General features: G+C 45.1%; 5 protein-coding genes. 2 read left to right on the top strand and 3 right to left on the bottom strand.

Translation table 11 applies throughout. From position 1 onward, the window contains the following. Nucleotides 1-103: 103 nt before the first annotated feature. Entirely contained in the window at nucleotides 104-1,303 is a 1,200-nt protein-coding gene (locus AAFP11_RS02605) for a response regulator (protein ID WP_341735613.1), read from the bottom strand. Between the two features lie 148 nt (nucleotides 1,304-1,451). Continuing rightward, nucleotides 1,452-7,922 carry a PAS domain S-box protein gene (locus tag AAFP11_RS02600; RefSeq protein WP_341735612.1) on the bottom strand — a complete coding sequence of 2,157 codons (6,471 nt, stop codon included), beginning with the start codon at nucleotides 7,920-7,922 and terminating at the stop codon, nucleotides 1,452-1,454. A 664-nt stretch (nucleotides 7,923-8,586) separates the two neighbouring features. On the opposite strand from AAFP11_RS02600, the gene ppsA reads away from it, so the two are divergent. Then, complete coding sequence (gene ppsA, locus AAFP11_RS02595) at nucleotides 8,587-11,064, top strand: phosphoenolpyruvate synthase (protein WP_341735611.1); 2,478 nt, start codon at nucleotides 8,587-8,589, stop codon at nucleotides 11,062-11,064. A 2,008-nt stretch (nucleotides 11,065-13,072) separates the two neighbouring features. Next, entirely contained in the window at nucleotides 13,073-19,909 is a 6,837-nt protein-coding gene (locus AAFP11_RS02590) for a DUF4347 domain-containing protein (RefSeq protein ID WP_341735610.1), read from the top strand. Between the two features lie 151 nt (nucleotides 19,910-20,060). Here AAFP11_RS02590 and AAFP11_RS02585 read toward each other — a convergent pair whose 3' ends face one another. Next, a complete protein-coding gene (locus AAFP11_RS02585) occupies nucleotides 20,061-24,782 on the bottom strand; it encodes a hypothetical protein (protein ID WP_341735609.1) in 4,722 nt (1,573 codons plus the stop codon). Nucleotides 24,783-24,926 lie beyond the last annotated feature (144 nt).

Raw genomic sequence — 24,926 nt, 5'->3', positions numbered from 1 at the left:
CTTGGGGGGGATGACTTCTTCCTTCTTGGTTCCCCCCTTGGGGGGGTAGGGGGGGTTCTTCTTCCTTCTTCCTTCTTGCTTCTGCCTCCTTCTGTCTTCAATCTTACTGCCGTTTTGGCAACACAACTGTAAATATGCTACCCTTGCCGAGATTACTGCTAATAGCAATCTCGCCCTTAAAAGGTTTTAGCAGTTCAATACAAGTATAAAGTCCCAGACCAGTTCCTGTGGGTTCACCCTCTTTTTGTTCCTCGCCTTTAGCGGGTTTTGATGTGTAAAAAGGATCGAATATTTTTGACAAATCTTCTGGTGCTATCCCGCATCCAGTATCCGCAATCTCCAGATAAATTTTCGATTCATCTTGTCGAGTCACAATAGTTAGTTCTCGGCTTTTTTTATCCCACATAGCATCCATTGCATTATTTATTAAGTTGTAAAATACTTGAGAAATATAGGAATAAATTAAGGGAATATTTTGCATTTTATCGTCATAAAAATATTTTTTCTTGATTTTATTTTTAAAATACAGATTTCCTTCCAATAGCTGAATCTCTCGCTGCACTAATTCGTTTATATTCACAGGCTGCAAATCTTGCTCTTGCTCCTTTCTGCTTTTCACCATCAGAGTGTCCATAATCTGATTGACTTTTGTGATGGCTTGTAAAATATACTTAGTGTAACTAAAAAACGAGTAGTCGTTAATTTTTGTGGCTTTTGTTTCAATGAGATCGACGCTAGTCTGCATAACTTGCAGCGGACTTTTCAAGTTGTGTACCATGCCCTGAGTCAAGCGACCGATGATGGCAGTTTTTTCTTGGTCGATGAGTTGCTTACTTTTTTGTTCGACAAGTCTTTCGAGATTTTGGTTGAGGTGAGCAAGCTCTTCGTTTTTTTCTTCGAGTTTTTTTTGTAAACTACGAATAGTCAAGTGAGTTTCAATTCGGCTCAATACTTCTTCGTGCTGGAACGGCTTAGTGATGTAATCAACTGCTCCTGTTTGAAAGCCTTTTACTTTGTCAAGGGTATCGGAAAGGGCGCTCATAAATATGATGGGAATGTCTTGCGTCGGCGGGTCTGCTTTCAAGCGACGGCAAGTTTCAAACCCGTCAATTCCCGGCATCATGATATCTAAAAGGATCAGGTCTGGATGGATATATTCAATTTGCTCGATCGCACTTTCGCCGTCCTGGGCTACTAATACCTTAAACCCATAATTTCTCAACAACTCGAAAAGTACATCCAGATTGGTCTGGTTGTCATCGACAATTAGTATAATGCTTCTTTCGGAATTTTTATCGTTCATATTCAAGGAAAAAAATCAAGTTGAATAGTATAGTTGTGAATTTTGACTTGTGAAGTGTGACTTGTGAATTAAAATCCCCGTCGAATGATTTTGATTTGTTGGTCACAATCTTGACTGTCAACTTACAAAGTTTTACATAACTTTAATCCTAAGACAAATGTTCCTTCAAAAAAGATCGAATTTGCTTGATTTGAAATCCCTTAGCTAGTTGGCGGACGTGGTGAGCGAAAGGCACTAATTTCGGGTCAGAATTTTCAAGTTTAGCAATTTCCTCCAGAATAGCTTCTATATCGCCCATTGCACACAGTCTTAACAAAGCCAAGACTGACTCACAGGCGGGAGATGGGATCTTGTCCGCAGCAGCCAAGTCTGATGCTGTTTTTGGGGTTGGAGCTTTGCGTTTGTTAGCCGATGCTCCGTCTTCGTAAACCCATTCTAGTCCCAAATTAACTCGCAACGATTCTAAAAGCTCGTTGTTTTGAAGAGGCTTACTGAGAAAACCATTGCAGCCTGCAAGTATGCTCTCTTGCCTGGTAGTCTCATAAACACTAGCAGACAAAGCAAGGATAACCGCATCTTTTAATTCCGGCAAGTGTCGCAGCCGCCTGGTAGCTTCCCAGCCGTCCATTACTGGCATCAGCAAGTCCATTAAAATTAGATCCGGTTGAAATTCCAGTGCTTTGTGCAAACAGTCTTCGCCGTCTGTGGCTTCTACAATTTCCAAGCCCAAACGAGAGAGCATTTTATGCAGCATTGCCCGATTTGCTTCGTTGTCGTCTACTACCAACACTTTGCGCTTGAGGCCTACGAAACCAACAATCCGATGTTTTTCGGGTGGAGAGGGGATTTCTGAACACTGGGCGACGGCGGGCAAATCTATATCTAACCAAAAAATGCTGCCTATGTCGGAGGTACTTTCGACGTGAATTTGGCTGCCCATCATGTTTACTATTTTTTGACTGATGGAAAGGCCCAATCCGGTACCTTCCACCACGTTGCTACGATCGCCCACTTGATGAAAGGGCAAAAATATTTCTGCTAATTTGTTCTCTCTGATACCAATGCCGCTATCTTCGACTTGGAAGCGGATTTTAGTTGGTGGTAATTTTGCTAAGTTTGGTGCTTCTGTGGCGTCACCAGGGGCGATGGACTGCTTCTGTGGTTCTAGATTAGGGGTCAAAGTTGCCATTCCATCACGATTTGCCGCCGTTAAACTGGAATTTATGGAGTTGATGGGACTGGCATATTCAGCGACATTATCCACGTAACCGACTTTCAATGTCACTCCACCACGATCGGTGAACTTAACAGCATTGCTGAGCAAATTAATCAAAACTTGTCGGACTCTTTTTTCATCAGCTAAAACGTAGTTAGGCAGAACAGATAGCTCCTCGTAATTAAATGCAATTCCTTTTTGATCGGAACGCATCTTAAACAAGTCAACAATGTTTTTGATTAAATTTCTAAAATCTACCTCGCTCACAGACAGTTCCATTTTATTAGCTTCTATTTTTGCCAGATCTAAAATGTCATTAATCAGCGTCAGTAAGTGATTGCCACACTGTAGAGCGTTAGTCAGGATATCCAGTTGTTCCGTTGTTAAATTCCGATCGTTTTTGAGGAGTTGAATGTATCCTAAAATGCCGTTCAAAGGTGTCCGCAATTCGTGGCTCATATTGGCGAGAAAGTCGCTTTTAGCGCGGTTAGCAGCTTCAGCGGCTTCTTTAGCTAATTGCAGGGCGGCTTCTGCTTGTTTGCGATCGGCAATTTCAGTTTGCGCCTTTTGAAACAAAGTAGATTGTTGGATGGCGATCGCCAATTGCACGGCCAATTGTTGCAGACAATCTGCCTCAAATTTTTGCCAAGGACGGGAGTCTGTGCAGTGGTGGGCAATTAACAGCCCCCACAAATTTTCGCCTTGCAAAATCGGTACTACCAGATTAGCTCTGACCTGTAGCTCAGTTAACAGATTCAAGTAGCATTCAGCGATACCAGCGTTGTAAACATCATCTGTAGCTCTAATTCTGCCATCTTTGTAAAGGTCAACGTAGGCTTTGCCAAAACAGGGGTCGTAAATTTCCCTTCCCGCAATTGCCATGCAATCTTCCTTTACCGACTCCACAGCGATAAACCCACTCCAACTAGGAGTAAACTGGTAAATCACTGTGCGGTCTACTTGCAAAAATAGCCGGACTTCTTCCACAGTTGTGGTTAAAATTTCTTCTAAGTTTAAAGAACCCCGAATGCGTTCGAGCATGGCGACTGCCAGTTGCTCTCGATTTAATTGCTGGCGCAAAGTTTTTTCGACTTTTTTGCGCTGGCTAATATCAGTAATTACTCCCACAGAACCTATAAAATTCCCATTGTCATCTTTGATGTTATCTGCTCTCACCAGAGTAGTTACTGCTTCACCATTCTTAGTTTTTAGTTCAATTTCATCGCTCCATGACAGGCCTGTGCGAAGGGTTTTATAGATTTGTTTATAAATTTTAGGTTGGACGTACATCGCCTCGGCTGCATTAAGCGTGTTGAGTTCTTCGACTGTGTAGCCGTACCGTTGAATGAATGCTTGGTTGTGGTAAATAGAGCGTCCTTTCAAGTCGGTAATCGCGATCGCGTCGCTGGTACTTTCAACGGCTTGAGTAACTTTCAACAGCTCTAGTTCTGCTTGTTTGCGATCGCTGATATCAGTCATGGAACCCACCATCCGCAGGGGATTTCCGGCTTGGTCCCACACTGCTTGGGCCCTGGCTAGTACCCACTTGTAGCTGCCGTCTTTGCATAGCAGACGGTATTCAGAGGCATAATTCGGGGTTTTGCGATCGAGGTAATCTTGGATAGCAGTTTGCACGCGCCAAGCATCTTCCGGGTGAATTCGCTCAGTCCATTCGTGGTTGTTAGTGTCAATTTCCGTTTCTGAGTAACCGATAATTTCCTTCCAGCGAGCCGAGCGAAAAACTTCATTAGTTTGGAGGTTGAAATCCCAAATTCCGTCTTGATTTCCCTTCAGAACTAACTGCCAGCGTTCTTCGCTTTTCCTTAATTCTTCTTCGGCTTGTTTGCGCTGAATATGAGAACCCAATTGAGTGGCTACTGCTTTTACTAAATCTACTATACGGCCCTCTAGAGGCGAGCGGTTCCGCTGGTAAAATACTAAAACTGCCAGCACTTCTCCCTCAGCGCGAATTGGGATGCCGAAACAAGCTTTTAATCCACTTTCTTTTGCCAGTTCCCATCGCGAGAAAACGGGATTTACACCATCAGATATATCTTCTCTCCACTCCATTTGTTTAGTCAGCCAAATGCGCCCCGGTAGTCCGACGCCCAGTCCAAATACAAACTGATGGCTTTCACGTCCAAAGGCCTGCAAAGTCGGGTCGCTAGCATACCAACTTTGGCTGTGTTCTAAAACAGTGCCATCAGCAGCAGGTATCCAAGCTTCGGCAAAATTCCAGCCTATGGCGTTGCACAAAAAGCGCAAAACATTGGCGATCGCGCTCTCGAAGTCTGGGGACTGACTAATTGCTTGAGTTGCTGCTAACAATAACTTGATTTCATCTTCTGTTTGCTTACTTTCAGTAATATCAGTTCCCGCGCCCAAAATTTGTTTTAATTGACCGGCTGGGGTTTTCATAAATACAGTATCTCGGCTGACAATCCAGCGCCAAGAACCATCCTTATGCTGCATTCTGTATTCAACTTCAAAGATATCGCCTTGGCCACCTGTTTCTACTTGCTGTAAATAATCAGGAATTTTGCTCAAATCTTCCGGGTGCATCAATTGAGAAATCATCTCCACACCCATAGCCTGAAGTTCTTCTACTGTATAGCCTAAAACGTGAGAAATGGAAGCATTAGTATAAATAATTTTATGTTCAATCAAATCGTAAACATACAAAATATTAGGACTAGCTTCAGCAATTTTTTCAGCGAACCGCTGACTATCTTGTAGTTTTAGTTCGGCTTGTTTTTTAGCAGAAAGATCTCGTACAATGGAAATAATTTCGCCCCCGGCCAGCATAGTCAGGGACAGTTCTTGAGGAAAGTTGGAGCCGTCGCTGCGACATCCGATGGCTTCGGTGTTGCAATATCCTTTTGTGGTTAAAGCGGGGAGGATTTCTTGCTCCAACCTTTGTAGTTCTGCACTTTCATAGCATATTTTCCAGCTTTGAGCGAACATGGCTTCGGGAGATTCGCAACCATACATTTTGAGTTGAGCTGCGTTGCAATAAATGAACTCTCCGCCGGCGCCGATGATGGCGATGCCCTCGGAAGCGGCGGACATGGCGGCGGCTTGTCGCTGGATGGCGGACTCAGAACGTTTGCGATCGGTGATATTACGGACGATCGCGATAATGTCGTCATCGCTACAAAATACAATTCTGGCTTCAAAATCGTACAGTTCACCATTAACTGACATGGGATATTCTACGATTTGAATTTCACCATTGTCGATCGCTTGTTTGTTACCAGATACGATCTTGTCAGCAAAAACCGACGGTAAAATGTCTTGGACTTTTTTGCCGATAAAAATACTTTCTTTAAGTATAATATTCGGTTCTTTTGCAGGTTTGAAGTCTACAAAAGTGCCATCGGCGCGACAGCGAAACATCATGTCGGGTATGGCGTTTAAAAGGGCTCGATTGGTGGCTTCACTTTTGCGTAATTCTGCTTCGGCTTGCTTGTTTAATGTAACATCGCGGGCCACTGCATAAATTAAACCTTCTTCACCAAAGGGCGATGCCGTCCAGGACAGCCATTTATAAGTACCATCTTGGCAAAGGTAGCGGTTTTCTAAGTTAATAACTGGGTTGCCACTTTTGAGTGTTTCCAATTTAGCTCTGGTTATTGCTCGGTCTTCGGGATGCACAAATTCTATAAAAGGTTTGGCTATAAGTTCCCCTTCGCTGTAACCTAAAGCATTTGACCAAGCAGGATTTAAGCGTCTGAAATAGCCGTCTAAACCCGCAATGCAAAGTAAATCGAGGGAAATATTAAAGAAGCGATCGCGCTCTTTTTGAGTTTGTTTTAATTCGGTGATATCCATCACCAAGCCATCCCAAACTAAATCGCCATTGGCTTGCTTTTCCGGTTTGGCAGCGCCTTGCAGCCACTTCACTTTGTCCGGCATAATTTGCCGCCACTGCTGATGCCATGGCAGCAGCGTATTCGCCGATTTTATTATTGATTTGTGGAACTCTTCTAGGTCATCTGGATGAATATTTTCAAAACCCAATTCTGCATTTTGTTCTAGCTGTTTAGGTGCTAATTCGTAAATTTCATTACAACCGGAAGAAACGTAGCAAAATTTTTTTTCTCCATCCTTATTAATGCGGAATTGATAAATCATTCCCGGTACGTTAGCTGTCATTTTTTCCAGCCGAGAGCGGGTTTGCCTCAATGCTATTTGCTGCCGCTTGTACTCGGTGACATCTCGGATAGTACCTACTAACATTTTACTGCCTTCGGCTGTTTTAAAAATTATCTTTTTGGTAGATATAATTCTTTTTTTACCGCTGCTATCTATAAATTTTTCTTCGGTTTCATCAGGGATTCCTGTTTTCAATACCGCTGCGTCTTTTTGTAAAAACAAGCTAGCTGTTTCTTCCGGTAAAAAGTCATATCCACATTTACCTATAAGTTCTGTTCGCGGTTTTCCCATTAATTCGCAAAAAGCATCGTTTAATACTACCCAACGGTGTTGTTCGTCTTTGACAAAAATTGGGTCTGGTGTCGCATTAATCGTGTGCTTTAAAAATTGTCGAGATGCTTTGAGTTGAACTTCATAGCGGTGGCGATCGCTCACATCCAAGACCACTTTAATCATCCGATCGATCGACCCGTCTAGGCTGCGGATGCAGCGCAGCGACACTCTAGTATAAACTATTCCACCGTTTTTTTTGCGCCATCTTTTGTCTAAAACGTAACCTTGACTCTTACCTGTTAAAATTTTCTTGAGCTGCTCGGAACTAGCTTGCCAATCTTCAGGAAAAGTCAATTTCTCCCAATTACACTGCAACAGTTCTTCGCGCTCGTATCCCAGCAAATTGCACAAAGCATCGTTGACTTCCAACCACTCACATTTTTCTGGTTGTGAGGGAGAAACTGGCGCTGCCAGAATGGCGATTCCGACTAGGCAATTCTCCACTACCGATCGATATTTTGCTTCACTTTTTCGCAAAGCTTCTTGGTTGTGTTGTCTTTCCACTGCGTAACGCAGCGATCGCATTAACACTTCGCTGTCTATTTTTCTTTTGACTAGATAATCTTGAGCTCCTGTTTGGATCGACTGCACGGCTAGTTCTTCATCGTTGCTGGCCGTGAGCACCACGATCGGAGTATTGACGCTGTATTCTTGAATTTTAACAATTGTACTTAAGTCTTGGGTGTCCGGCAGTGACAGATCTAGTAATATGACATCAAATTTTTCCTTTAGTAAAAGCTCCTGTGCTTTACTGAGACGATCGGCGCGACTTATCAATAGCCTTTGGGGCAACGATCGGGAAACATTGGTTTCTAATAATAATTCTTCGATCAGCTCAGCTTCGGCCCGATTGTCTTCGACGAGGAGAACCTTAAAGCCATGGCGCTCTGCGGTTGGGTTCAAAACTGATATCATAAATACCCAGATTTTTATCGTAAAGCAGTCGTAGTAACCATTATAGCATATAAGCAATTCAATGCTGAAATATACAACTAGGAATAGTTTAAAACTGCTTGACTGAATTCTCTCTGACTCAGCAGAAATTGGCGACTCTCTCTCCTAAGTAAGAAAATCGTTGACACACCTTTAAAAGCGATCGTCCCATGAAAATCCACAGGAGGGATGAATACGGGGGTTGTGACCTAGTTCTTTTGTCTTTGCTTGATGATAGCTGATATTTCCTAGTCGCTGCCATCTTTTTACTTGTGGCAACCCAGGAAAATTTTCTCTGGTCTATTGTGTTTTCCCAAAAAAGTGATAATCTATAAATAGAGGCCATAAACGATATTGAGCTAGAAAGCCTCTGGCACGATCTGTGCATAAATACACTTAAATTCACTTTGAGGAGCCGGGGATCAAGGTTTTAGTGATAATTAAAATAGTTTTACTTGGAGAAAATATTAGCTGTTAAGGTGAGTAATTCATGGGAGTGAATGATTAGCAGGCAGGATACAGCTAATAAATAGTGACGGAAAAATCAAGAAGTCGGGATATTTAGAGATTGACTTCGTAAGAAAACTAAGTTCAAACTTTTTGCTGTCCTTTGACCGAAATGAGCTAAAAAGTAGAGGAAAAAGCAATGACCCACAAATTAGCAATTCCAGAAAAGCAGCTTCAAATTCCCAAAGACAAAGCCTTAATATTATGGTTCGATGAAGTCGGCATCGCTGACATCCCCTTAGTCGGTGGCAAAAATGCTTCCTTGGGGGAAATGATTCAACAGCTAACTCCCAAAGGAGTGAATGTTCCCAACGGGTTTGCAACTACAGCATACGCTTACCGCTACTTCATCGAGTCGGCGGGTTTAGATAGTAAACTGCGCGAACTTTTTGCTGACTTGGAAGTCGAAAATGTCAACAACCTGCGCCAAAAAGGCAAGCAAGCGCGATCGCTGATTCTGGAAACGCCGTTTCCGCGAGACTTGCAAGCGGCGATCGCCAGCGCTTACGATAAATTGTGCGATCGCTATGGCGAGAGTACAGATGTAGCAGTCCGTTCCTCCGCCACCGCCGAAGACTTACCAGACGCCAGCTTCGCCGGACAACAAGAAACCTACCTCAACGTACATGGCTGCACCAGCGTGCTCGAATGCAGCCACAAATGCTTCGCTTCCATATTCACCGACAGAGCGATTTCCTACCGTCAACTCCGAGGCTTCGACCATTTTGATGTGGCCTTATCAGTAGGTGTGCAAAAAATGGTGCGATCGGACTTAGCATCCTCCGGTGTCATGTTCAGCATCGACACCGAAACCGGTTTCAAAAACGCCGCCCTCATCACCGCAGCCTATGGATTGGGGGAAAACATCGTTCAAGGGGCCGTCAACCCCGACGAATACCTAGTCTTCAAACCAACATTGAAACAAGGTTTCCGCCCAATTCTCGACAAACGCCTCGGCACCAAAAAAATTAAAATGGTGTACGATATTGGCGGTTCCAAATACACCAAAAACGTCTCAGTAGCAACCACAGAACGGGAAAAATTTGCCATTAACGATGACGAAATTCTGCAATTAGCACAGTGGGCAGTATTAATAGAAGAACACTACTCCCAAGTGCGCGGAACTCCCACGCCCATGGACATCGAGTGGGCAAAAGACGGCAATACCGGCGAATTATTCATCGTCCAAGCGCGACCGGAAACAGTACAATCTCAAAAATCAGTTACGGTTTTGCGGAGTTACAAACTGCAAGGTTCTAGCGCTATTTTGGCGAAGGGACGGGCTGTGGGCGAGGCCATTGGACAAGGGAAAGCCCGCGTAATTTTAGAAGTTAGCGAAATCGCGGAATTTGAAGCAGGGGAAGTTTTAGTTACCAACAAAACAGACCCGGATTGGGAACCCATTATGAAAAAAGCCAGTGCGATTGTCACCAACTCTGGCGGCCGCACTTGTCATGCAGCAATCATTGCGCGAGAAATGGGAATTCCGGCAATTGTCGGCACTGGCGATGGGACAAAACTCTTAAAGAATGGTCAAGAAATCACTATTTCTTGTGCCGAAGGAGAGGAAGGTAAAGTTTATTCTGGTTTGGTGCCGTTTGTAGTACAAGAAAGTGCGATCGACAATTTACCCCGCACTCGCACTCAAATCTTAATGAATGTCGGCAACCCCGAAGAAGCCTTTGGTTTATCAGCAATTCCTTGCGACGGTGTGGGATTGGCGCGACTGGAATTCATCATTGCCAATCACATTAAAGCACACCCGTTAGCACTGATTCACTTTAACAAATTAGTAGATAAATCCGTCAAACGCGAAATTGCCAAACTCACAGCGCTTTACGAACACAAGCCCGATTTCTTTACCGACAAATTAGCCCACGGAATTGGCACCATTGCCGCTGCATTCTATCCCAATCCTGTCATCGTGCGGATGAGCGATTTCAAGAGCAATGAATACGCTAATCTGTTAGGAGGGCGACAGTTTGAACCCAAGGAAGAAAACCCGATGATTGGGTGGCGTGGTGCGTCTCGCTATTACGACCCGAATTATCGCGAAGCTTATGCTTTGGAATGCAAGGCTCTGAAGCGAGTTCGCAATGAAATGGGCTTGACAAATGTGATTCCGATGATTCCATTTTGCCGCACCCCGGAGGAGGGGCGAAAGGTGTTAGCGGAGATGGCGAAACACGGTTTAGTCAAGGGCGAAAATGGCTTACAGGTGTATGTGATGTGCGAATTACCTAGCAATGTCATATTTGCTGATGAATTCGCCCAGGTATTTGATGGATTCTCGATCGGCTCTAACGATCTAACTCAGCTAACATTGGGATTAGACCGGGATTCTGCTTTAGTCGCGCACATTTTTGACGAACGGAATGAAGCTGTGAAGCGGATGGTGGAAATTGCAATTAAAGCGGCGAAAAAATACGGCCGCAAGATTGGAATTTGCGGTCAAGCCCCTAGTGATTATCCTGAATTTGCTCGGTTCTTGGTTGAGTTGGGAATTGATTCGATTAGTTTGAATCCTGATTCTGTTTTGAAGACTTTGTTGGATGTTGCTAAGGTTGAGAGTACGGCTTCGATGATGGACTTGGTGATGGATGTAGCGCCTGTTTAACAGAAAATGCGATCTCTGTGAGACATCTCCCATCATCCCTAGGGAGGATTGTAGAGGGCGATGCACCCTCAAGCTACTGTTGCATGATTTTGGATAACTGGCCTTGGAACCCCGACTTCACCCTCAGAAGTCGGGGTTTTACTGTCATATCGTTTTCGGTTGCATCGGAATGATTTAACCACAGAGAACACAGAGAGATCGGAGAGAAATGAATAATTCCGATGAAGAGAGGAATTGATATGAGGTGATTGTTGACTGTTGACTGCTATCTGCAAATTCTCTTGTGGGAGCTCAACTCGCAGCCACGCACGCGGACGATTAAGACTCTACTTGATGAACCTGCAATATGCTGTATGACTTATAACTAATGACTGATGACTTATAACTAATGACTGATGACTAATGACTATCGCATCTTTTTTTTTTCAATAAATCCGGTTACAAATCCCATAATTTATTGTTCTAATTAGGTGAGTAAAAAGCTTGTATAGTATAACTTTAAAGGCTTTCAACTGCCAAGAGATTGAGGGGGAATCAACCCGGATTTTAATTAGGTTTTATACTCCTATAAACTCAACTATAAACGGGCGTTCTAATTTATATAGAAGGCATCGGTTAGGCGATCGCAGATATTACTTCCGAAACTATTGACGTCCCCCTTTAAAAGGTCTAACTTATATAAGGGATTGCATCTACGAGTATTTGCGGATAGGCTAATTATCAGTTACTATGTACTTACGTGTGAAGAGTTTTGTTTCAAATTTTTATGAATAAGGTGTTCTACAGTTTTAGAACCTCTAAAAATTGTTCAAAAAACTGATCTGATCCACCAGAATATTCAAGATTACCGATGACCGTTGCCTCCAGGACTGAATCAGCCCCAAAAATTACCGAACATCTACTTTACCGAAAAAAATGATGGAATACTCTACCTTTATATTTGGAACAATTGCCTGTTAGCGAAACTGTTGTGTACTCGCCGGCGTCGTGTCCCAATTTAAACCATAGATTTTGCTTTTCCAGGCTACAATCGACCAAGTTTTGAGCATCCTCATCGATACAGGGTACATCTACTTCCAGAGGATGAATTATCAACCGCCTACTTTCGATCATCCTCATCGATACAGGGTATGTCTATTTCCAGAGGATGAATTATCAGCAGCCAACTTTTGAGCATCCTCATCGATACAGGGTATGTCTATTTCCAGAGGATGAATTATCAACAGCCAAGGGTGAAATTAGGTCAACGGATTCTGCAAGGTAGCAATCGTAACCATTTAATTTTCCGTGTAGCACTAAGGCAAAAAAAGCCGTTTTATCCGAAATATCGTGGATATGTCCGAGAGATATGGATGCACAAACCGGGTTTTTGAGCTCCTGTTCGTAAATTTGTGGTAATTATTGCTACCTGTTTGTGGACATCAGGTGGATAGCTATTTTCAAGACATGGAAGTAGGAGTCGATCGCTCGCCAATCACCGATGATACCAAATCCTGCCTTGTTACCCCCTCTATGATTCGGCGGTTGAAACCGCTACTACACTAACAAAGTCCGCCGACGCGGACTAAGAAATAAAGGGGGTTTTTAACCCGGATTTGGTATGAATTGTTACCTAGAACACCAGACCTAAATCTGACAGTCTATGGTAGAGCCTAACGAGGAAGAATATCATCAAAAAGTTTTTGATAATTCCTGTTTTTGCCCACTGTTGGACGTAATAGATCTATGTTCAACCCAACTCCACTTCCAAACAAAATGTAAACAGCACTAATAAATTGATAGCAATAAATCCAACTTGGGGCTTCGGCTTCTAAAATATTCTCCCTCGTTTGGCAATACTTGCAAAGCTATCAAATCCCAATTAATAGACTGTTGATTTGAATCTTTGAATTCATGTTTCGATTAGTCACCCACAACTCAAAAGAGCTGAATATATTACTTTCAATTCCGACTAAATCTGTTGTCCAACAAATAGTTTATTTTAGATAATTTGTGAGTTTTTTTAATCATGAAAAGCATCTGCCGCACCCTTTCCACAACCCAAAACCTTGGTAAAAACACCAACCTTGTAGGGAACAAGCGTTCCCATCCTGTTAAAAATCTACTGATAGTCGATACAAAAGTAGAAAATAGTGACAGCTTGGCAAAAGGAGCAACGGAGGGTACAGAGGTATTCATGCTTGACCCTACCCTGGATGGAGTCAAGCAAATTACTAGAATTTTGGCTAATTGGAGAGATTTAGAAAGCCTTCAGATAGTTTCTCACGGCCAAGAAGGGCGACTACAAGTAGGGTCGATAGAACTCAATAGCAACAACATAGAAAGCTACAGCGATTTGTTGCAACAGTGGGGAAAATCTCTCAGCGAGAGAGGGGATATTTTGTTGTTGGGATGCAGCATTGCAGCAGGGAAAAGCGGCCAAGCTTTCCTGGGGAGACTGAGTGAAATTACTGGTGCAGATATTGCAGCTTCCGATGATTTGACGGGGAGTGCGGCCCTTGGTGGTGACTGGGAATTAGAATTTGCGATCGGCAACATAGAAGCTAGCATCGCGATCGATCGCCAAGTACAGCAAGAATATAGCGGTATCCTGGGGACATTAGTCAGCGAAACATTCAAAAACGATACAGTCATAGGCCCCTGGATTTATCGAGGCACTAACGGAGCACTTTACGATCCCACAATCCCCATCACCAGGCAAATGGTTCCTGGTATTACCGGAGGAACCATATCCGGCGTAATTCCTGCTTTGGGTGGAGACACACCAGGTAACGGAGTCCTGCGGCTGACTCCATCAGTTAGAAGACAGGAAGCTTTTGTACTCTATGACAAGGCTATCCCAGCTACTGAAGGTCTAAAAGTTACTTTTGATTTTTTTGCTTATAACACCGTCGCCGCAGAGGATGGTACTCTTTTTGGTGCTGATGGTATTAGCTTTTTCCTGGTGGATGGAACAGCTACACCAACAAAAGCAGGAGGCTTTGGAGGGTCCCTTGGCTATGCCCAAAACACCAGTAGTACCCCTGTTTCCGCCGGCATTTCTGGAGGTTATTTAGGGGTTGGGTTAGATGAGTTTGGTAATTTCTCAAATCCTACGGCCGGGCGAGTTGGTGGCACTGGATTTTCCCCGGATTCTGTAGGTATTAGGGGTAGCGAAAAAAATTCTTACCAGTTTTTAACCAATGCTTCTATTGCTATTGGTATAGACAATAAAGATACAACGATTCGGAGTGCGGCAAAAAGAAGCGTTCAAATCACTCTGTTTCCGGTGCGTTCTGCAACACCCAACCGTCTTAGCGTTGCCTTCGATCTCAATGGTAATGGAGTATTTGAGCCGGGGGAGACGGTTATTGATATACCAGATTTAAAGGCCGTAAATGGAGAAGTACCATCTACGCTGAAGTTTGGATTTGCGGCGGCTACAGGAGGTAATACTAATATCCATGAACTCAACAATGTAATTGTAGAAAGTATTAATGAGTTAACTTTGACCGCCGATCTTTCTGTGGTCAAAACAGGGCCAGTATCAGCGAAAGCTGGTGAGACGGTGACTTATACGATCGCCACTGCGAACAAAGGGCCATATGCCGCAGAAGGAGTGACGATTACAGATAGTATCATTCCGGGATTAACGGGAGTCACGGCATCGGATGGTGGCACCTACGACGCAGTTACTGGGATTGTGACTTGGAAACCCGTGGCGATCGACAATGGCGCTACCATCACTCGGACGGTTGGGGTAGTGCTTCCAGCGACCCTCAGTGCCATCAGCAACACCGCTAGAAGCAGTGCTGTTACCACGGACCCAGACCTGAGCAATAACAACGGTACTGACTCCAAGGCTAAGGTGTCTACGACGATTGGGGCTGTAGCAGACCTGGTAACTACTAAAAGTGGGTCTACTTCGAGTCGGGCGGGCGAGACGGTGACTTATACGATCGCCACTGTCAACAAAGGGCCAAGTCCGGCAGCAGGAGTGACGATTACAGATAGTATCATTCCGGGATTAACGGGAGTCACGGCATCGGATGGTGGCACCTACGACGCAGTTACTGGGATTGTGACTTGGAAACCCGTGGCGATCGACAATGGTGCTACAGTCACTCGGACGGTTGGGATAGTGCTTCCAGGGACCCTGAGTGCCATCAGCAACACAGCTAGAAGCAGTGCTGTTACCATGGACCCAGACCTGAGCAATAACAACGGTACTGACTCCAAGGCTAAGGTGTCTACGACGATTGGGGCTGTAGCAGACCTGGTAACTACTAAAAGTGGGTCTACTTCGAGTCGGGCGGGCGAGACGGTGACTTATACGATCGCCACTGTCAACAAAGGGCCAAGTCCGGCAGCAGGAGTGACGATTACAGATAGTATCATTCCGGGATTAACGGGAGTCACGGCATCGGATGGTGGCACCTACGACGCAGTTACTGGGATTGTGACTTGGAAACCCGTGGCGATCGACAATGGTGCTACAGTCACTCGGACGGTTGGGATAGTGCTTCCAGGGACCCTGAGTGCCATCAGCAACACAGCTAGAAGCAGTGCTGTTACCATGGACCCAGACCTGAGCAATAACAACGGTACTGACTCCAAGGCTAAGGTGTCTACGACGATTGGGGCTGTAGCAGACCTGGTAACTACTAAAAGTGGGTCTACTTCGAGTCGGGCGGGCGAGACGGTGACTTATACGATCGCCACTGCGAACAAAGGGCCAAGTCCGGCAGCAGGAGTGACGATTACAGATAGTATCATTCCGGGATTAACCGGAGTCACGGCATCGGATGGTGGCACCTACGACGCAGTGACGGGGATAGTGACTTGGAAACCCGTGGCGATCGACAATGGTGCTACCATCACTCGGACGGTTGGGGTAGTGCTTCCAGCGACCCTGAGTGCCATCAGCAACACGGCTAGAAGCAGTGCTGTGACCACGGACCCAGACCTGAGCAATAACAACGGTACGGACCCCAAGGCTAAGGTGTCTACGACGATTGGGGCTGTGGCAGACCTGGTAACTACTAAAAGTGGAGTGACATCGGCATCGCCTGGACAATCGGTCACTTATACAATTACTACGGGCAATATCGGGCCAAGCGATGCGTCTAATGTTGTCATCAGCGACAGTATAGTTCCAGGGTTAAGGGGAGTTGTGGTTTCTAACGAGGGAACCTACGATCCGGTTTCTGGGCTGGTGAATTTTCCGGCGATCGCCAAGGTGTCCAGGGGTGAAACCATCACTCGTACCGTTAGCTTAGTAGTTCCCGACAGTGGCAGCATCAGCAATGTTGCCAGCAGTAAATCAACTACGGCAGACCTTAACCTCAGCAACAACGACGGTTCCTCTGCCACTGCTAAAGTCACTACCAGTGTGGTTGCGGGTCCTACTATTCCTACTGCGGATTTAGTAACTACCAAAACCGGTCTCACATCTGCGACTGTTGGTAGTTCTGTTACCTATACTATAAATACCTTGAACAAGGGGCCTGATGCTGCGGTGGGGGTGGCGATCGCTGACAGCATTGTTCCTGGTTTAACCGGAGTCAAGGTATCTGATGAGGGTACTTACGATCCGGTGTCTGGGATTGTCACTTTCCCGGCTATTTCCAGTTTGCCCAGCGGTGAGAATGTCAATCGTTTTGTGACGTTGGTGGTTCCAGGGACTGGCATCAAAAATACTGCTTCGAGTCGATCGACTACGACAGACCCCAATCTGAATAATAACAATGGTTCCGAACCAAATGCGACTGTCATCACTACTCTCACCCCGACTGCGCCGACCAACCAATCTCCCATAGCCGACAAAAACACCACTATAATTTTGCCGAAAAACACGATCGCCATCGGTGGACTCGGAGGGACAGATCCAGATGGCACTGTGGTTTCTTTTACGGTGAACACTTTGCCGCCAACCAATCAAGGTGTTCTCTTCCTGGGAAATCCCGATCGAGGTGGGGTGCCGGTGAGTGCCGGTCAAGTCCTGACACCGGATCAAATTAGCCAGTTGTTTTTCCAATCGGCGGGAACCTTCACAGGGGCAACTTTTAGTTACAGCAGTCAGGACGATCGGGGAAGCAGCAGTCAAGCAGCGGTAGTTTCTCTGGCTTTGCCACAGTTCAATGAACCGCCTGTGGCTGCGAACACAAATACTGCGGTGACACCGAATGCTGTGGTGAAGCTGGCAGGACTGGGGGCGAAGGATGTAGATGATGCGATCGCCTCTTATACAATCGATACTCTGCCTCTCAATAGCCAAGGCATCTTGTTCTTAGGCGATCCAGCCCAGGGCGGAGTCGCAATTACTGCCGGTCAAGTTCTGAACCCCGACCAAATCAACCAGTTATTTTTTCAAGCAACTGGTACTTTTGCGGGGGCTAGCTTGACTTACAGTGCCAAAGATAGTCGCGGTGCGCTCAATCTCACCCCTGCCACGGCTAGTCTGTTCTTGCCTGTGGTTAACCAACCGCCAGTCACCAACAATTCTAGTGTGAGTCTGTTGCCAGAAACCACTGTCAAAGTCCCCGGATTGGGGGGGAAAGACCCCGACGGTGAAATTGTTTCCTATACAGTCAATACTGTTTTACCACCCAAGGAAGGTACATTGTTCTTGGGAGACCCGACTCAGGGGGGAGTCGCGATCGCCTCTAATCAAGTCTTGACTCCGAGTCAAATTACGGAGGTGTTTGTTCAGTCTAGTAGTGGTTTTACAGGAGCAGTTGTCACCTATACCGCTAAGGACAACACGGGGGATATCAGTCCTACGGTGGGCATAGTTTCTACTACTCTGCCACAAATTACCCCAACACCAGCACCTGTACCAGCACCTACACCCACACCCACACCAGCACCGGCACCGGTACCGGAACCTGTACCAATCACCACGCCCACACCGGTACCGGAACCTGTACCAATCACCACGCCCACACCGGTACCGGAATCTGTACCAATCACCACGCCCACACCTGCACCAATCACCACGCCCACACCGGCACCAATCACCACGCCCACACCTGCACCAGTACCTACGCCCACACCGGCACCAACACCTACATCAACATCAACCATAATGGTTGCGCCGGTATCGGAACCGGATACAGGTTGTGGCTGTCAGCCTCTGCCTGTCTTGCCTGGGATAACTTTTAGGCAAGCGCAGCCGGCCCCAATTCTCAACTTCGACTCCAATGCAGCAGAGTCGATCGATATTAACAACACCGTCTTCGGCACTGCTGGAAATGATTATTTAACTGGTTCCGATGCCAATGAAATGTTTGTTGCTGCCCTGGGAGATGATACGGTTTTGGGTGAAGGTGGTTCTGATATTGTTTTTGGCGATCGAGAACAGGATTTCATTGCTGCGGGCTGGGGTAATGACATTGTTTATGCTGGCAAGGAAAGCGATATTGTCTTCGGAGGTAAGAATGCCGATCGCATTTTTGGCGATCGCAGTTCCGACACCCTTTATGGCGATCGCGGTCCCGATACGATCGTCGGTGACAATGGTAATAGTGTTGATTTGACTGGGAATGACGGCGACTTAATTTTTGGTGGAGAAGGTGCTGATGCGATCGCTGGCAACCAAGGCAAGGACACTGTGTACGGGGGTAAAGGTGCAGATATCGCCTATGGTGGCATGGAAAATGATGTGATTTGGGGCGATCGGGGTGCCGATACTTTGTTGGGTGACAACGGAGACGATTCCCTGTTCGGTGGTGTCCTCAATGCCCTAGCCAAGGACTCTGAAGGACGCGATTGGCTATTTGGAGGGGACGGTAACGACTTACTCAACGGTCAAGATAATGATGATACTTTAGTTGGTGGTAATGGTCGCGATTTGGTGTTTGGCGGAAAGGGAGGCGATCGCATTTTCGGCGAAGCTGATTCCGACACTCTCTACGGTGGCCTCGGTTCTGACACCATACTAGGCGACTATGGTAAAGCTGTTGATAGCACGATCACTACTTCCGAAGGTGACTTAATTTTCGGTAATGACAATGACGATATCATCGGCGGTGGCAGTGGCAACGATACCCTGTTGGCTGGTAAGGGTAATGACTTAGTTTATGGTGGCAAAGATGCTGACATTATTTGGGGCGAACTGGGGGCTGACACTCTAGTCGGCGATGACGGAGATGATTCCCTTTATGGTGGTTTACAAAACCCGTTAGTTAGTGATGTTGATGGCCGCGATTTGTTGTTTGGCGGAGATGGGAATGATTTTCTCGATGGTGGAGATAGTTCTGATTCTTTGGATGGTGGTTTTGGTAACGATTTTGTTCGTGGTGGAAACGATGATGATTTGGTCGATGGAAATGCTGGAGATGATCTAATTTACGGTGATAATGGGAGCGATATTTTATGTGGCGATGATGGTAATGATACCATTTTTGGGGATGGGGGCGACAACGGAAAATCTGTAGGTGCGATCGGGCAACAAGATTGTATCAATGGCGGCAGTGGCGATGACTTGCTTTATGGCAACGAAGGGCAAGATACTCTCAACGGCGATGGCGGCAACGATACTCTTTACGGAGGGAAAGATAACGATATTCTCAACGGAGGTGCAGGAGATGACTGGTTGCGTGGTGATGGGGGAGATGATACTTTGATTGGCGGTGTTGGGGGCGATCGCTTTATGTTAAGTGCTAACAGCGGTATCGATACTGTGCTCAATTTTGAAGTAGGAGTGGACAAGTTTGCTCTGACTGGGGGGTTGAGTTTTTCACAATTGCAAGTTGCTCAAACTGGCAATGAATTTTTACTACAATTAGCTGGAACTAATCAAGTTTTGGCTAAGGTAATTGGGGCTAATAGTTTGATTACTGCTGCGGATTTCTTGGCGGTTTAAGTAGTATCTGGTTGCATCGGAATGATTAAACCGCGAAGACGCAAAGAACACGAAGTCAGAATTGCATCTTCCTCTTTCCCCCCTTGGGGGGGGCAGGGGGGGGTTCTTCCTTTGCGTTCGCGTGCCTCGCGGTTCATTTAATCTTACTCCCTCAAAATGCCCCCCAGTAAATTGAAGATTCACCCCTAGAATTTTTCGCCAATTTACTAATATTATCTTCTGGATTTTCCGATTCAGTAGCAGTAACAAGCGATGGTAAAGACCTAATTCGCAACTCGTCTAGTAAACTATTAATCATACTCGGTTTAGCATCAATTATGGTGGCTAGTGGCAGCAAATTTTTAACCGCATATTCTCCCAGTCTAAAATTGACGCTTTCTGCTAAAAAGCAGAGCATAATATATCTGTTAGCGCTGCTGATAATCTGAAAAGTTTTATTGAATTCGTCAAAGTGTTGAGTACCCGGTATGTCTGTGGCAATGAGGGTTTCATCGCTCAAAAATAAATCTACATTAATTTGACTAGCCGCCGAAACTTTAGCTTTAGCCAGCCAGATTAAATCTAAAATTGGTTCGGATTCGCGATCGTGAAAAATCAACCGCTTCAAACCCGATATAAATTCTGCCGAATTTAGGGTATGTTGCCATTCTAGACACCAATCGCAGCTTTTGATGTTCCGGGCTAATTTTACTGTTTTTGGGCTTTCTACTGCATCGTTGAGCAAAGAAAGACAGCCAACGGATTTAGCAAATTTAGTAGAAACTAGCTCGTGCAGTATCCGGTTAGAGTCAATATAATCCTTGCGCCAAGGTGCGTCTGCTATGAAAACTTGGTCAGCCACACCCAGCGTATTGTTAGCAGTAAGCATGGGTATATTTTTAAGGGTGACTCCTTCTAAAAACTGTTGAGATTCCAGGCGGCTAATTACCTGAATCGCACAGTTTTTATCGGCTTCATTTAAGGAGTTGTTGTGGTACTCTTCTGCTAGTTCTGTGATGAAGTCTAAGTAGTCTTGTACTACGGGCGATCGCCTTTGTCCTAACAACTGATACACTTCGCAATGAGCATGAGAACTAGCTATGGTTGTGCGGCGATTTCCGAAAAACGGCACATCTTCTAAAAATGCGTGTTTTGGTTGCCAAAACTTGCCTGTAGACTCATCCCACAGACATTGGCGGTGAGCAAAACGCTGTTGAATTTGTCTCTGGCGATCGCCTGAAATACCGCCTTTTACCAAAGTATCATAAAAATACTTGTAAATTGTCTTTACTGATTCTAATAGTGCGTTTTGAGTGTTGGATAATTGAATTTTGTCATTTTCCCAAAGTTTTATGATAACATCAAAATGTTCGATGACTGTATTTGGTTCGACAGGATCAAAACCCAGGGCATTCCTGATTTCTACCTTCACCAAATCCCGCTGAGGACGCGCAAATATGAGTTTTTGGCTGGCTACTAAATAAGCATCTTGAATGAAACATAAATCTTTAGCACGGTAAAGTCTCGCTTCAGGTTTTGCAGCACCGAAATATTGGCTTAACTTCTCAGGATTTCCCTCGACAGGAAGCCAAGGTTTATCTGCAAGTGCTTCTGGTAGCGTCTTGTTGCTGTTGGCAATTCTGGTATTTTTTAGCACCTCCCAGTTGTCAACAATGTAGTTAAAAACAGCAATGCAGGTATTACTAACAGCATCTGCACCCGTTCGATTGGCGGTTTGAATTAGATTGTCAATGCAGGCTAAAATGTCGTCAGGATTGGGATTTTGCCTCATTCCCAAATCCGAGAAAAAATTCAGCCAACTTTCAGAATCTTGGGAGTAAAATTCCATGTCTGGAATCGCTGCTACATTGCCGAGAATGTTTCTAACTACCTCACTTAAAGGATTGTAAATCAATTGGACCGATCGCAATCTCCTGTCACTACAACGTACCAAACGAGCCTTTTTCAACTCTTCCTGGAATCCAAAAGCATTTTCTCCTCCCTGTTCTAATTCTTGACTGGCTTTAGTCAAGTTATCCCGAATCCAAGTTAGTGCAATTAACTGTTCTTCCGAAGAAAACGACGCATATTCTGGCAACAAACAGTCGCGAATCAGTCTCGCGCGGTTGAGTATTGGTACTTGCAAAAGTTGGAATAGCGACATCCATTCCCTAGATTTTCCGATGCGTAAAAGTCGCAAACTACCTGCAATGTCTGGTGGTTCATATCCGTCACCCGGAAGGTAGACATTTTCACTATTCAGAGAAACTATTTCCCCGGAAGCTGTGGGGTAAATTGGCAGTTGGCGCAGCTTATTTAGCCTAGTTTCATCATAATTTCTTTGCTCTCGACTTGCCAGAAAATTGAGCAGATTTGTATAATGTTTTTCGTCATAAGGTGGCAAACCTCGATCGCGCCGCCAATATACTATGTCTAGAATATCTGGGCCTGTGATAGCATAGACTAACTGATTTTTGTGGCGATCGGCAAATAGTGCGATCGCGCCCTCAAGTTTTGCAGGTGCTTTGACGATAGTCGCCCCAAAATACTGCACCGCTGCAATTGTTTCCGCCTCAATTTTATCGTCGCGCAACAAAGGAGTATCACAAAATCCTCCTTTATAAAGCTTAGCATGATTTCCCGGAACCAGCGCTACTTTTTTCAAGTTTTCGACGGTTTCTTGCGATAGATATCTGGGGCCGATATTGTAAAAATATTGATAAACTAAAGTCAACCATTCTGCATTAGGAGGATGCGCTGCATCGGGATTCCAATCAATTTCTGACTGAGTTGAACCAATGACATTAACCAACTTCTTCGCTACTTCCGCAGCACTCATACTTGAGATGCCATTTAGATTGTATCCCGGCAATAATTTAGTTAAATCTTGATGGAGAAACCATTTTGGATAATGGGCAAAAATTTCCCTCTGCGCGTCGTCTGCAATGTAGATAGTACCGATCGCATTATACCCAAATACCTGCAAAGTATTGTCAGCCAGAATAGCTAACGGCAAACCGCGTAAATCTTGGCAATTGTCGCTGAGACAATAGCGCAACATATTCCCAATCCACTGCCGATTTCGGAGGCTTGGTTTCGGTGCATCCGACAGCGAAACCCCTAGGGATTGATTTTCGATTAAATGCTTTCGCAAGTTGGCCGCAGTGAAAGTTGCCAATGGTAAACCAGCATCTTTAAACGCAGCTAAAATCGAATCTGGTAAGGTTGGATTGGGAATATCGATATTATCGGCACACAGCGGTGCTAATAACTCATCCCACCACTTTTTCGAGGGTAGATTTTTGACTGTCGGAGGAGTCACCCATCTTGTCCCGTTAATTTCACCCTCAGTTACAATATGTTTTACAGCCGATCGCACAACTGGTTTGTGGTACAATAGCTGCATCACAGAATTGTCCAACTCTTCCAGAGCTTTGCTAGTAGTGATTTTGCTAATCGGCCAAAATTTGTAAAATTCCTCTGCTTGAAACCGTCCGACATCTTGCACTAAATCGACAATTAAGTTAGCATAAGCGTGAGACAAAACATGGCGCGCCAGTAGCCCATTCCAAATAGCTCTCGGCCGATCTTTTCCCGTTTGTCCGCTGTCGCTACTGAGGTTATCCCGCGAACTATTTAAGTTGAAAAAACCGTTGATGTGAACCGGCAAACCAGTTTCGAGGGGAAGCGGCAAAAAACAGTAAACTTTGCCAGAAACAGGCGGCAGATTTCCCTCGGTACTAGCAGCACTAATTCTAGCAGCAGCACCGGCCCAAGGCACGACTTTCTCTTGACTTTGGTGCATTGCTGCTATCACTTTTGCCAAATCGCCGCCTTCGTCTGTGCGAATTAAACTGACTATTCTCCAAGTAGACTTGATAGTGCGATCGCAACTAATCGTTTCTATCTCATGGCGGTAAGAAACTGAGACTAAACCATCAGGATTGCTGCTGCACAATTCCAGTAACTTGTCGGGAGTATCGGGAATTGCATCCAGGAGTTTTTGTCGCGCTTCTCGGACTTCTAGCGGATTTTTGGTCACAATCGCCAGAATTTCTTGTCTGGTTTCTTGACTGTTTGCCGGAATTTCATAAACTCGAATTTCCTGAACTGATTTCAAGAATAGCAAAAGTTCTTCACCAGACTGTCTCAATTCATCAAGTAATTCCTTGACGTTGGATTCGGTAAAAGCTTGTTTACGAATCTCGCTATTTTTAGCGCTTTCTGTTGTTCTTAACGGTAGGCGAAATAGAGTACCTTGAAAGTTTCGATCTCCAAAGGGCAATCCTCCCGCTGCGTAGACTTGCATAAAATCGGGATATTTTTCGTACCATTTCGCCTCTGCCAAATTCCACTCACGCCCAGGTTCTTGCCTAGAAGTACCGGGAATCGCCGCCCCGTGAGGGTCAAAAAAAATCAGGCGATCGCGCGACACAAAACTGGGAAAATCTGTAACGTGATAAATTGCATTAAAACCGACACCAAACCTACCCGTTTTCTGCAAGTCTCCTGCTTTTTCGCTTTGTCCCAAACTGCGAATGCTGTCAAAATCTTTGTCTGTAAATACGCGATCGTTGTAGACTAACATCGCCGGCCCCATTAACCGTACCATGCGATCGTCAGGCAATTCTTTGACTTCATGGTTTCGCCAATCGAGGGTTATTTCTACTCGCGTGGCTTTCGCATCGTCAGCATTTTGAATTAATTCCTTGAGAATCCCCACACCTTCGGGATAATCGCGAATAATTCCCCTCAATCTGGCGATTAAAGGTTCCGATTGATAGAAAGATTTTCCCTCAAGTTTGCTGTTACTGTAAGCCATAGGTGTTCTGACGGCAGGATTTTTTAGGCGATCGCGATTCCGATTATACCAATTTAATCCGTCGTGGCACATATCTCGTTCCCCCTAAATCCCCCTTAAGAAGGGAGTAGGGGTTGACTTTGATCAGAATCTTGTCCCCCCCTTATTAAGGGGGGTTAGGGGGGATCAGATTCTATGCAGCCTCATAAAAAATTGGTATTAAATAGCTATAATACC

This window comes from Microcoleus sp. CAWBG640 (assembly GCF_020883015.1).
GTDB lineage: Bacteria > Cyanobacteriota > Cyanobacteriia > Cyanobacteriales > Microcoleaceae > Microcoleus > Microcoleus anatoxicus.
Note: the sequence above shows the minus strand (reverse complement) of the source record. Positions and strands in the feature narration are given on the sequence as shown.